Origin of the sequence: Dermacoccus sp. NHGro5 (assembly GCF_017565385.1) — a bacterium.
Classification (GTDB): domain Bacteria; phylum Actinomycetota; class Actinomycetes; order Actinomycetales; family Dermatophilaceae; genus Dermacoccus; species Dermacoccus nishinomiyaensis.
This window is the reverse complement of the sequence record NZ_JAGEKQ010000026.1, coordinates 1-12,497: the sequence shown is the minus strand read 5'-3', so window position 1 is coordinate 12,497 and position 12,497 is coordinate 1. Positions and strand designations below refer to the sequence as shown.

General features: G+C 70.0%; 11 protein-coding genes. 6 read left to right on the top strand and 5 right to left on the bottom strand.

Going from position 1 to position 12,497, the window contains the following annotated elements:
- Positions 1-60 precede the first annotated feature (60 nt).
- Positions 61-528 carry a ribose-5-phosphate isomerase gene (locus J4Z35_RS11115; RefSeq protein ID WP_038567531.1) on the bottom strand — a complete coding sequence of 156 codons (468 nt, stop codon included), beginning with the start codon at positions 526-528 and terminating at the stop codon, positions 61-63.
- Positions 529-584: 56 nt separating this feature from the next.
- Positions 585-1,235 carry a DsbA family protein gene (locus J4Z35_RS11110; RefSeq protein ID WP_082740853.1) on the bottom strand — a complete coding sequence of 217 codons (651 nt, stop codon included), beginning with the start codon at positions 1,233-1,235 and terminating at the stop codon, positions 585-587.
- Between the two features lie 119 nt (positions 1,236-1,354).
- Here J4Z35_RS11110 and pepN point away from each other — a divergent pair, with 119 nt between their 5' ends.
- The 4 genes from pepN to J4Z35_RS11090 all read left to right on the top strand — a co-directional run bounded on the left by pepN (position 1,355) and on the right by J4Z35_RS11090 (position 7,621).
- Positions 1,355-3,940 (top strand): aminopeptidase N, encoded by a 2,586-nt coding sequence (gene pepN / locus J4Z35_RS11105; protein WP_074046195.1) that lies wholly within the window; start codon positions 1,355-1,357, stop codon positions 3,938-3,940.
- Between the two features lie 264 nt (positions 3,941-4,204).
- Positions 4,205-5,290, top strand: a complete 1,086-nt coding sequence (locus J4Z35_RS11100) for a mechanosensitive ion channel family protein (protein WP_074046194.1) — start codon at positions 4,205-4,207, stop codon at positions 5,288-5,290.
- Between the two features lie 73 nt (positions 5,291-5,363).
- Positions 5,364-5,768, top strand: a complete 405-nt coding sequence (locus tag J4Z35_RS11095) for a globin (protein WP_006945874.1) — start codon at positions 5,364-5,366, stop codon at positions 5,766-5,768.
- A 137-nt stretch (positions 5,769-5,905) separates the two neighbouring features.
- The gene (locus J4Z35_RS11090) at positions 5,906-7,621 is read left to right on the top strand and encodes a glycoside hydrolase family 13 protein (protein WP_062258283.1); all 1,716 of its coding nucleotides are present in this window, start codon (positions 5,906-5,908) and stop codon (positions 7,619-7,621) included.
- A gap of 158 nt (positions 7,622-7,779) precedes the next feature.
- Here J4Z35_RS11090 and J4Z35_RS11085 read toward each other — a convergent pair whose 3' ends face one another.
- From J4Z35_RS11085 to J4Z35_RS11075, 3 genes are all read right to left on the bottom strand, one after another.
- Positions 7,780-8,817: a Gfo/Idh/MocA family oxidoreductase gene (locus tag J4Z35_RS11085; protein WP_074046204.1), complete on the bottom strand. Its 1,038-nt coding sequence runs from the start codon at positions 8,815-8,817 to the stop codon at positions 7,780-7,782.
- 273 nt (positions 8,818-9,090) lie between these two features.
- The gene (locus tag J4Z35_RS11080) at positions 9,091-9,804 is read right to left on the bottom strand and encodes a hypothetical protein (protein ID WP_062258270.1); all 714 of its coding nucleotides are present in this window, start codon (positions 9,802-9,804) and stop codon (positions 9,091-9,093) included.
- Positions 9,801-10,280, bottom strand: a complete 480-nt coding sequence (locus tag J4Z35_RS11075) for an acyl-CoA thioesterase (RefSeq protein WP_038567517.1) — start codon at positions 10,278-10,280, stop codon at positions 9,801-9,803. Before J4Z35_RS11075 ends, J4Z35_RS11080 begins: the two co-directional genes overlap by 4 nt.
- Before the next feature lie 102 nt (positions 10,281-10,382).
- On the opposite strand from J4Z35_RS11075, the gene J4Z35_RS11070 reads away from it, so the two are divergent.
- Together J4Z35_RS11070 and J4Z35_RS11065 are read left to right on the top strand one after the other, a co-directional pair.
- Complete coding sequence (locus J4Z35_RS11070; protein WP_006945875.1) at positions 10,383-11,354, top strand: acyl-CoA thioesterase II; 972 nt, start codon at positions 10,383-10,385, stop codon at positions 11,352-11,354.
- Positions 11,355-11,476: 122 nt separating this feature from the next.
- Positions 11,477-12,073, top strand: a complete 597-nt coding sequence (locus J4Z35_RS11065) for a GNAT family protein (RefSeq protein WP_006945991.1) — start codon at positions 11,477-11,479, stop codon at positions 12,071-12,073.
- Positions 12,074-12,497: the final 424 nt, after the last annotated feature.

The window sequence follows — 12,497 nt, the reverse complement described above, 5'->3', positions numbered from 1 at the left end:
CCCGGGCCGACGGCCCGTCACGCGGCGAGAAGATCGCGCCGCGCGGGCCGTTCGAAGGCCTCAGCCCTCGGAGGGCAGCGTGCCGTCCCGTTCGTACTTCTCGACCATCGCGAGGCGGCGCGCGTGACGCTCGACGCCCGCGTACGGCGTCTCGATGAAGGTGCGGGCGATCTGCTTGGCCTCGTCGATCGAGACGAAGCGACCACCGATCGACAGGATCTGCGCACCGTTGTGCTCGCGTGCGAGAGAGGCGAACTCGGGCGTCAGGCACAGCGCGGCACGGATGCCCTTGACCTTGTTAGCTGCCATCTGCTCGCCGTTGCCGGAACCGCCGAGAACGATGCCGAGCGAGCCCTCGTCGTCACGCACGCCCTCGGCGGCACGCAGGACGTAGACCGGGTAGTCGTCCTCGGCGTCGTACTCGCTCGGGCCGTGGTTGATGACCTCGTGACCCTGCTCGGTCAGGTAGGTCAGCAGGGCCTGCTGGGTCTCGAAAGCTGCGTGGTCGCCACCGATGTGAATGCGCATGTGTGCTCGTCCTTGTCGCGAAGATATGGCCTGAGGGGCAGTGGTGGTGCGGAGGGTCAGCTGAAGTCGGGGCCGACGTCGCGGCTGCGCTTGAGTTCGTAGAAACCGGGCGTGCCCGCGACGAGGAGGCAACCGTCCCACAGGCGCCCGGCGTCCTCACCCTTGGGCGCCGGCGTCACGACCGGGCCGAAGAACGCGGTGCCGCCGAACGCGACGACGGGGGTGCCGACGTCCGTGCCGACGAGGTCGGTCGCGCGCTTGTGCGCGGCCCGCAGGGCGACGTCGACATCGTCGCCGGGCACGTTGGTCGCCGCGTCGACGAGCTCCGGCTCGAGACCGCACTCGGCGAGCGACTCCACGAGCACGCGCCGCACGCTCTCGGCGTCACGCGGGTCGGCGCCGCCGGGGTGGAAGCGGGTGCCGATCGCGTCGTAGAGCGGCTTGACGACGTCGTCGCCGTGCGCCTGTTGCGCCGCGATGACCAGGCGTGCGGGCGCCCACGCCTGTTCGAGGAAGGCCCGGTAATCATCGGGCAGGTCGCGGCCCTCGTTGAGGACGGCGAGGCTCATGACGCGCCAGGTGACGCGCACGTCACGCACCTTCTCGACCTCCATGAGCCAGCGGGACGTCATCCACGCCCACGGGCACATCGGGTCGAAGAACATCTCGACGGTAGGGGCTGCGGACTCGGGCTGATTTTCGCTCACCGTCCCATCCTGCCACCTCGAGCGCTCGTGCAAGGATGGGCAGCACCGCCCGAACGGCTGTGGCGCACACCACTTCGCGCACCGCCGTTCCTCAACCCTGCTGGAAGGACACCACTGACGTGAACGGGGCCAACCTCACCCGCGACGACGCGCAGACCCGCGGCGAGAACATCACCGTCGACTCCTACGCCGTCACCCTCGACCTCACCACCGGCCCGACGACGTTCGCGACGTCGAGCGTCGTGCGCTTCAGCGCGCAGCCCGGCAGCGAGACATGGCTCGATTTCCTGGGCGAGTCCGTCAGCCGCGTCGTCGTCAACGGCGAGGAGCGTGACGTCGACTGGAACGGGGCGCGCATCCGCCTCACCGATCTCGCCGCCGAGAACGAGGTGCGCGTCGACGCCGTCGGCGTCTACATGAACACCGGTGAGGGCCTGCACCGCTTCGTCGACCCCGCCGACGACGAGGTCTACCTCTACTCGCAGTTCGAGGTGCCGGACGCGCGACGCATGTACCCCGTCTTCGAACAGCCCGACCTCAAGGCGACGTTCCAGTTCACCGTCACGGCGCCCGCGCGCTGGCAGGTGCTGTCGAACGAGACGACGCCGGAGCCGAAGCCCGCGACGCAGACCTACACGGGTCCGAACGGGGTGAGCGAGCCGGCCGCGACGTGGGAGTTCGCCCCCACCGCCCGCATCTCCTGCTACGTCACCGCGCTCGTCGCGGGCCCCTACGAGGCGTACCGCGACAGCGTCGAGACGCGCGCCGGCACCATCCCTCTCGGCGTGTTCTGCCGCAAGTCGCTCGCTCCGCACATGGACGCCGACGAGATCTTCGACATCACCAAGCGTGGCTTCGCGTTCTTCGAGAACGAGTTCGACCAGCCCTACCCGTTCACCAAGTACGACCAGATCTTCACGCCGGAATACAACGCGGGCGCGATGGAGAACGTCGGCTGCGTGACGTTCTCCGAGATCTACGTCTTCCGCGCCAAGGTCTCGGAGGCCGTCGTCGAGCGCCGTGCGCTGACGGTGCTGCACGAGCTCGCGCACATGTGGTTCGGCGACCTCGTCACGATGAAGTGGTGGAACGACCTGTGGCTCAACGAGTCGTTCGCCGAGTGGGCCTCGACGACGGCGCAGGCCGAGGCGACTCGTTGGGAATCGGCGTGGACGACGTTCGGCACGTCCGAGAAGGCGTGGGCCTACCGTCAGGACCAGCTGAGCTCGACGCACCCCATCGTCGCCCCGATCCGCGACCTCGCCGACGTGGAGGTCAACTTCGACGGCATCACGTACGCCAAGGGCGCTTCGGTGCTCAAGCAGCTCGTCGCCTACGTCGGGCGTGAGCCGTTCACCGCCGGTCTGCGCGCTTACTTCGCGCGCTATGCGTGGCAGAACACGACGCTGCCGCAGCTGCTCGCCGAGCTCGAGACGACGAGCGGACGCGACCTCACGCAGTGGTCGAAGCTGTGGCTCGAGACCGCCGGCGTCAACACGCTGCGCCCGATCGTCGAGACCGACGACGACGGCCGCATGACGAGCGTCGTCATCGAGCAGAGCGCCGCCGACGACTACCCCACGCTGCGTCCGCACCGCCTCGCCGTCGGCTGCTACATGCTGCGTGACGGCGCCCTGACGCGCACCGCGCGCGTCGAGCTCGACGTCGACGGTGAGCGCACCGAGGTGAGCGAGCTCGTCGGCACGCCGCAACCCGCCCTGCTGCTCGTCAACGACGACGACCTCGCCTACGCGAAGATCCGTCTCGATGCGCGCAGCCTCGCCACGGCCATCGCCCACCCGCGCGCGTTCACGGATTCGCTGCCGCGCGCCCTCGTGCTCGGCGCCGCCTGGGACATGACGCGCGATGCGGAGATGTCGGCGCGCGACTTCATCGACATGGCCCTCGCGACGCTGCCGGGCGAGAGTGACTCGACGCTGCTGCGCACCCTGCTCGGGCAGCTGACGACCGCCGCGCGCACGTACACGGCACCGGAGCACCGCGACGACGTCGTCGCCCTCGTGGCCCGCACTCTGCGCGGTCTGCTGCTGTCGGCCGAGCCCGGCTCCGATGCGCAGCTCCAGCTCGCGCAGGCGTTCACGTCGTTCGCCGCGAGCGCCGACGACCTCGCGTTCGTCCGCGGCCTGTTCGAGGGCTCGTCCGTGCTCGACGGTCTCGCCCTCGACACCGAGATGCGCTGGACGCTGCTCACGAGCCTCGTCGCCGGTGGCGTGCTCGGCGAGCTCGAGATCGCGGCCGAACTCGAGCGGGACAACACCGCGACCGGCGCTGAGCGCGCCGCGCGTGCCCGGGCGGCGATGCCGACGGCCGAGGCGAAGGCCGCGGCGTGGGCGTCCGTCGTCGACTCCGACGCGCTCGCGAACCAGACGATCGCCGAGACCGCCGCGGGCTTCGGGCACGTGCACGACGAGGCACTGCTCGAGCCGTACGTCGAGCGCTACTTCGAGATGGCCGAGGGCTACTGGGCCTCGCGCACGCACCACATCGCGGAGCTGACGATCGGGTCGTTCTTCCCGTTCACCCTCGCCGGGCCGCAGCTGCTCGCGCAGGCCAACACCTGGCTCGACGCCCACCGTGACGCCCCGGCCGGTCTCGTGCGCACCGTTGCCGAGAACCGCGACACCGTGGCGCGCGCCGTCGAGGCTCAGCGCTTCGACGCACAGGCGGCGCGACAGCACGGCTGAGCCCGCCGCGACGGGCGGTGATGCGCGCGAGCCGTGAGTGCTCGTGCTTCCCGCGTCGTGATGCACGTGACGCGGCCCGGGACGGTTTCGATCGTCCCGGGCCGCATCGTGTGTGCCATCGCGACGCAGCTGCGCCGGCGGCAGTGATCGCGCAGAGCCCGGGGAGCCTGGGCTCTGCGAGACTCTCGCTTCACGTGGGGCGGCAGCGAATCGGCCCACGTCGGTCGTTCGAGACGAGCTGGGCGCGGGTGATTGGATGACGGCATGTCATCGATTCCCCTGAGCCTCGTCCCACTGCGCACGTCGACGATGGGCGATCTGTGGCACCACGTCGGTGGCACTCCGGTGCAGGTGGTCATCATCGTCGTCGCGGCCGTCGCGGTGCGTTGGCTCGCCCACCGCGCGATCTCGCGGGCCGTCGAGGCGATGATCGCCCGCCCCCGCTCGACGCGTTCTGGGCAGGACGAGACACGTGGGGCCACTGACGAGGCGGGTCAGCATACGGGCGCCGCCACCCCTTCCGCCCAGGCGCCAGAAGGCGCGGGCGACGCTGCGGGAGAGGCGGAAGGCGCTGCGGGGAGCACCGCCGTCAGCGCGGGCGACCTGCTCGCTCCGACCCGCGCCCGGTTGCGTGCCGCCGCAGGTCTCGACGACGAGCGTCGCCGTCAGCGCGCCGCGACGATGGGGTCATTGCTGCGCTCGATCACGACGGTGGCGGTCGTCGTCGTCGCGACGCTGACGATCGCCGCGCAGTGCGGCATCCAGCTCAACCCGATCATGGCGAGCGCCGGAGTCGCGGGCGTCGCGCTCGGCTTCGGCGCGCAGTCGCTCGTCAAGGACTACCTGTCGGGCATCTTCATGATCTTCGAGGATCAGTACGGCGTCGGTGACGTCATCGACACCGGCGAGGCGATCGGAACCGTCGAGGAGGTGACGCTGCGCATCACGCGGCTGCGCGACGCGAACGGTGTCGTCTGGTACGTCCGAAACGGTGAGATCGTGCGCGTCGCCAACCGTTCGCAGGGATGGTCGACGTCGCTCGTCGACATCCCGGTCGCCTACGACTCGGACATCCACACCGTCACCCATGTGCTCGAGGGCGTCGTCGACGCGCTCGAGGCCGACCCCGAGTGGAGCGAGAAGCTGATCGAGCGCCCGAACGTCGCGGGTGTCGAATCGGTGGCGGGCGGCACGATGACGTTCCGCATCATCGCGAAGACGGCGCCGAACGAGAACTTCGGCGTGAGCCGCGAACTGCGCCGACGCAGCGTCATCGCGCTCGAGGACGCAGGCGTCAAGGGCCCGCCGGCCCAGCCGTTCGCCGCCGTCAACACCGCCCTGCCGAGGTGAGGCCGACCTCGGCACCGATGAAGGGACATCCGGCCACGCGACGGCCGTGGCGCGCGGGTGAAAGACTGGACGCATGAGTGAGCCGACGCTGTACGACCGCATGGGCGGCCACGCCACGTTTCACCGTCTCGTCGAGGTGTTCTACGACGGCGTGGCGCAGGACGCGACGCTGCGAGCGATGTACCCCGAGGCCGATCTCGAGCCCGCGAAGCGCCGTTTCGAGATGTTCCTCGAACAGTACTGGGGCGGCCCGACGACGTACTCGGCCGAGCGCGGCCACCCGCGCCTTCGGATGCGACACATGCCGTTCGCCGTCACCCCCGAGCAGCGCGACCGCTGGCTGACGCACATCATGGCGGCGTGCGACGACGTCGCCCTGGAACCGGAGCTCGACCGCCTGCTGCGCGACTACCTCGTGCGCGCGGCCTACAGCCTCGTCAACACCCCCGGGCCGGAGCCGGAGCACCCGGTTCGCTGACGCGCCGCCGTCACCGAGTCGAACGGCTCGGGCAGCGATGGGCCTGTCGAGCCCCTCTCGGCCGCGGGTGATGCGGACGGTTTCGTCCCAGCGCCCGTGGTTGGCAGACTGGGGCGGTGAGTGAACAGACTTCGTGGATCAAGCAGACCTCAGCGACGCACGTCGGCCTCGGCGGCCAGGAATGGTGGCGTACGTCCGCCGTCTACCAGGTGTATCCGCGCTCGTGGGCCGATTCGAACGGTGACGGTGTCGGCGACCTGCCCGGCATCACCGCCAAGCTGCCCTACCTGCGCGACCTCGGCGTCGACGCGCTGTGGATCTCGCCGTTCTACACCTCCCCGATGGCCGACGCGGGCTACGACGTCGCCGACTACCGCGACATCGACCCGCTGTTCGGCACCCTCGCCGACGCCGACAAGCTGATCGCCCGCGCGCACGAGCTCGACCTGCGCGTCATCGTCGACCTCGTGCCGAACCACTCCTCCGACGAGCACGAGTGGTTCAAGGCGGCCCTCGCGGCCGGCCCTGGTTCGCCGGAGCGCGAGCGCTACCTGTTCCGCGACGGCAAGGGCGAGAACGGTGAACTGCCGCCGAACGACTGGCAGGCGATCTTCGGCGGCAACGCGTGGACGCGCGTCAGCGACGCCGACGGCAACCCCGAGCAGTGGTACCTGCACCTGTTCGACCCCAAGCAGCCGGACTTCAACTGGAACAACCCCGAGGTCCGCGACGAGTTCGTCTCGATCCTGACGTTCTGGCTCGACCGCGGTGTCGACGGCTTCCGCGTCGACGTCGCGCACAGCCTGATCAAGGCCGACGGGCTGCCCGATCACGCGGCGCACGCGCAGATGGCCGGCACCGGCGATGCGAGCCACGACAACGGCGGCCCGATGTGGGATCAGGAGGGCGTGCACGAGATTTACCGCGCGTGGCGCGAGTTGCTCGACTCCTACAACCCGCGCGACACCGAGGGTTACGACTCCGCCGCCGACCGCGCGATGTGCGCCGAGGCGTGGGTCAGCCCGCCCGAGCGCCTCGCCCGCTACGTGCGCCCGGACGAGTTCCACCAGGCGTTCAACTTCGCCTTCCTCGAGACACCGTGGCGTGCCGCCGACCTGCACGAGAGCATCACGTCGTCGTACCGCTCGAACGACTCCGTCGGCGCACCGACGACGTGGGTCCTGAGCAACCACGACGTCGTGCGTCACGCCACTCGTCTTGCGCTGCCCGTCGGGCAGCCGCGCCCCAACGGCATCCGCGCCGAGGACCCGCAGCCCGACGCGGCACTCGGCCTGCGTCGCGCCCTCGCGGCGACGGCACTCGAGCTGGCACTGCCCGGCGGCGCCTACCTGTACCAGGGTGAGGAACTCGGCCTGCCCGACCACACGACGATGCCCGACGAGGCGCGTCAGGACCCGACGTGGGAGCGCTCCGAGCACACCGAGGCCGGCCGTGACGGCTGCCGCGTGCCGATGCCGTGGGTCAAGGACGCGCCGTCGTTCGGGTTCGGCCCGTCGGAGGCGACGTGGCTGCCGCAGCCCGAGGTCTACGGTGACCTCGCCGTCGACCAGCAGGACGGCGTGGCCGGTTCGACGCTCGAGTTCTACCGCCGCATGCTGCGCGAGCGTCACGCCCGCGAACTGGGCTCCGGCTCTCTCACGTGGGTCGAGGGTGCCGGCGACGACGTCCTGGCGTTCGTCAACAGCCGTGACGGCCACGAGGACCTGTGGGTCGTCACGAACTTCGGTGAGCCGGTCGCCCTGCCCGACGACGCGTTCGTCGTCCTGAGCAGCGGTGAGGCCGACAGCCTCACCGTCGAACGCGACGTGACGGTCTGGTTCACGCGAGCCTGATCGAGGCCCACCCGGTCGCAGCGCGACGCGATGATGGCGGGTAACTCACGCGTAGTCGCGTCACGAGGCGCCTACCTGTGAGTTACCCGCCATCGTGCGTCGACGGTAGCCGGAGCTGTCGTGTGTGCGTCCTGGCATGACGCGTGCTTGGCGCACGGTCACTCCCCCGGGTAGACCACCCCGAGCTGACGGCGGATCTCGTCCATGAGACCCATGACGCGCAACGTCTCGGCGTGTGGCATGAGGGGCGACTCGCGGCGGCCGTCGCTGATGCAGCGGGCCACCTCGACGGCCTCGAAGTGCAGCGCGTGCAGGTCGTCGGCACCGTCGAAGGTGTCGAGCACCTCGCCGTCGTTGCTGACGAGTCGCACCTGCGTCGGGAAGTAGAACCACCCGTCGAGTTCGAGGCGCCCTTCGGTGCCGGCGACTACGGCGGTGTTGGGCGTCTGCGTCGCCATCGTCGTGCCGAGACCGGCGATGGAACCACCGGCGCGCAGGGTGATCGTCTCGCATTCGTCGACGCCCTGCGGCGTGAGGATGCCGGTGGCGACGACGTCGTCGACCTGCGGTATGAGCATCGCCGCGAAGCTGAGCGGGTAGATACCGAGGTCGAGGAGCGCACCGCCGGCGAGGGCGGGATCGGACAGGCGCCGGGGCCCCTCCGGGTAGAGCGCCTGACCGTGGTCAGCGGCGATCCAGCGCACGTCACCGATGAGGCCGGCGTCGATGGCCTGACGGATCACGTCGTAGTGCGGCAGGAAGCGCGACCACATGGCTTCCATGACGAACACGCCGGCGCGCTCCGCCGCCTCGAGCACCTCCCGAGCCTCGGCGGCGTTGCGCGTGAATGCCTTCTCGACGAGGACGTGCTTGCCCGCCTCGATGGCGAGCAGTGCGTGGTCGCGGTGCGCGCTGTGTGGCGAGGCGACGTACACGACGTCGACGTCGACGTCGTCGTCAGCAACGAGTTCGCCGTAGGATCCGTAGGCCGTTGCTCCGGAGGCGAATTCGTCGACGAACTCTTGCGCCCGCTGAACATTTCGAGAACCGACGGCTACGATGCGTTGCGACGTCCGCGCCGTGAGCGCTTGCGCGAACGTGCGGGCGATGCCGCCGGGCGCGATGATGCCCCAGCGCAGGCTCGGTGCGTCCATGGGGTCGAGGGTGCGTGGCTGCGGTAGTGAACGGTGCGTCATGGTCACGACGATAACCGCGCAGGCACCCTTCGTTCGGCTCGGCGGGCTCGCGTGCACGGCGCCGGATGCCCGACCGCTCAGGTGCGGAGGATTTCGACGGTGACGCATCGCACCCGAACGCGCGCCGCCAGGTGCGCACCCCGCGTCAGCAACGTCGCGCACCCCAGCCGATCGGCACGCTCGCGGTCCGAGCGACGAGCGACATCCCCCGCCCGCGCGGCCCACCCTTGAGGTGCGCAAACCCGCGTCAACGACGCCGCGCGCCCCGAGCCATCAGCGCACGAGAACGTGCCCGACGTCTGTCGAGACGCGATGCCAGCGGGCCGTGCCGTACACCGTCGCGACATCGCCGACGGCGAATCCGAGCGCGTACAGCCCGAGCGCGGCCCCGGTGGGCAACCCGTCGGCGCCGCCGAGATCACCCTCGATCGGGCGGTTCCAGACGCGTTCACGGAGCTGTTCGACGGCTGCGGCACCGGCGCCCTCGGGGGTTCCGGTGGCGACCTCCTCGATGCCGACGCGCGCGACGTGCACGAGACCGTCGACGGGCAGGCGCGCCAGCGGCGACCATCCGCTGCGCGGGGGCGTGACAGCAGCCCAGGACGTGCGCACCGTCATCGGCGGGATCTCGAGCGTGAAGGCGCCATCGGATTCGTCGACGACCTGGGGGCTTGCACCGGGCGCGGCGTTCGCGACCGCACCACGCGGCGAACCGCTGCGAGCCAGACGATCGGCGACCGCCGCCAATGGGACGACGACGTCGACCGGCTCGTCGACGGCGCGCGCGAGCGGCAGCACCCGCAACCCTATGACGGTGCCCTCCCCCATGAGTCCGCGGCCCTTGCGCACGCCGACCCACGCGGCGAGCGTCGCTCCACTCGCCTGGAGGCGGATCGCGCCGTCGGCGTCGAGCGTGCGCGCGCGGGCGACGTACGTCGTCAGGTCTGCGGCGACCTGGACGTCCGCGAGCTCCAACCCGTCGCTCACGCCGAGGCCTCGCGGCGCTTCTCGGCAGCGCGGTGGCGGAACGGCACGGGCGGGCCGACGAAGCGTCGCAGCTGTGTCTTGTCGTGCTCCTCGAGCCGGCGCGGCCGCTCGGTCTGGAAGTCGTAACCGACGAGCGTCGTCTCCGCGAGCGCGTACGTCGTCGAACCGTGCCCCCCGTCGCGCACCTCGTACCCGACGTCGTACGCCGCGCCGCCGAGGTGCGTGATCCACATGGCGACCTCGATCGGCTCGATGCGGAACAGCAACGGCGCCCGGTACTCGATCTCGTGACGCGCGACGATGATGCCTTCGCCGACGACGGAACGCTCACGACCGAACCACTGCGCGAACGCGAGGATGCGGGCGTCCTCGAGCAGACGCAGGAACTGGACGTTGTTGACGTGGCCGTAGGCGTCCATGTCCGACCACCGCAGCGGAACGGGCACGACGGAGGCATAGTCGGGCGCGTAGGTCATGGCGGTCATTATCCCCCGCGCCCAGGCCCGATCACCAACCGACGGCGGTGTCATGTCACGCGGTTGCGCGCGGGAGGCGCCGTTCATGGGTAGCCTCGCCTCGTGACTTCCCTCGTTTCGATCGAACCGTCCGACGACCCGGTCGGCGACCTGCTGAACATCCTCGACGTCCGCCCGGTGGGCAGTGCAACGATCTCCGCGTCCTTCGACGAGGACGGTGAGCGCCGCGTCGACCTCGGTCAGAGCGCCGCGGACCTGTTCGTCGGCGAATCGCAGCCGCAGCCGCACGGGCGCATCTTCGGCGGGCAGGTTCTCGCGCAGTGCATCGTCGCGGCCGGCCGCACCGTCGGTGAGATCAAGCCCGGGGCGCCGCGCCACATCCACTCCCTGCACGGGTACTTCCTGCGCCCGGGGGACGCTGCGCAGCCGGTGCGTTTCGCCGTCGAGCGACTACGTGACGGTGGGTCGTTCTCCGCGCGGCGCGTGCACGCGATCCAGAACGGCGCGCCGATCCTCAGCGTCATCATGAGCTTCCAGGAGGACGCCGGCGGCATCGACCACCAGGTGACGATGCCGGACGTGCCGGCCCCCGAGTCGCTGCCCACGACCGCGGACATCGTCGGCGACATCGATCACCCGATGGCGCAGCACTGGGCGCGCGGACGCGCTGTCGACGTTCGACACGTCGAGGGCGGGCTCTATCTCGCGCCGGCGGACGAACGTCAGCCGTTCCAGAACCTGTGGATGCGCACACTGCGTGAGGTGCCGAACGACCCGCTGCTCAGCGCTGCGATCCTCGCGTACGCCTCCGACTACTCGATGCTCGAGGCGGCGATGCGCGCCAACGGCATCGCCTGGTCGTCACCCGGCTACCGCGCTGCGAGCCTCGATCACGCGATGTGGTTCCACCGACCCGTGGATCTGACGCAGTGGATCCTGTTCGCGCAGGAATCACCCTCGACGTCGGGTGGGCGCGGCCTCGGCGTGGGGCGCATGTTCACCGAGGACGGCACCCTCGTCGCCACCGTCGCGCAGGAGGGCATGATGCGCCTCAAGGACGCCCCCCGCCCCTGACCTCGCGTACCGCCATCCCCTGCACGACTGCGATTCCCGTCCCCATCTGCGATGTTCGTGCCCATCCGCGATTCTTGGTCACATCCGTCGGGCTGCGACGCATGGGCGCTACGTTGAGGGGCATGACTGATTTCGACGCTGACATCACGCTGACCGGGTCCTTGGTGCGGTTGGAGCCCTTGACGCTCGAGCATCATGACGGCCTCGTGGACGCCGTCAACGACGGCGAGATGTGGACGCGCTGGTACACGAGCGTTCCGCGCGCTGACGGTGTTCGCGCGATGATCGAGCAGCGCCTCGCATGGCGCGAGTCGGGGTTCATGGTGCCGTTCGTCGCGGTGCGGCTGGCGGACGAGCAGGTGTTGGGGTGCACGACGTTCTACGACATCGTCGACGCGGTGCCGCGCGTGTCGATCGGCTACACGTGGAATCGCGCGTCCACGCACGGCACGGGCACGAACGCGGAGAGCAAGTTGTTGCTCATGACGTACGCCTTCGAGACGGTCGGGGTCGAGTGTGTGCGGTACGAGACGAGCTGGATGAACCAGCAGTCACAGGCCGCGATCGAGCGTCTCGGCGCCAGGCGCGACGGCGTGTTGCGCGCCGATCGTCGCGAGGGCAACGGCGCATTGGGCGACAAGGTTGTCTATTCGATCCTTGCGCACGAGTGGCCGGCCTCGAAGGCTTCTCTCGAGGCGCGCCTCGCGAAACGGCGCTGACCCGTCAGCCCGACGGTCCGGATCCCCAGACCGCGGCACTGACTGCGCCGGCGATGCCGGCCGGCTCTGACGGCGCGGCGCCACCACGAGCACGCGTCATGACGCAGCCCTTCCCCGAGCCCAATCCGTCCCCCACCTCACGACGCAGGGACAGCGGACAGTGACCCGGCGCACCATGGACTCTGGATGACAGCAACGCCCCTCACGAACACCGAGCGTGCGAGGTGTGAGTGAGAGGCGTTGCTGTCATCCAGCCCGAAGGCCTGTCGCACCGAGGTGGCGCGGCGCTCCTGGGCGAGCCCGCGAGCTCAGGATCCGCGCCGCCCGGAAGACGGGTCGAGGGAGTATCAGTCGCGTGTCCTTACCGCGACTTCGTCAGCGCTTGCTGCGGCAGGATCCTCACTTCGCTGCGGTCCTACCTTCG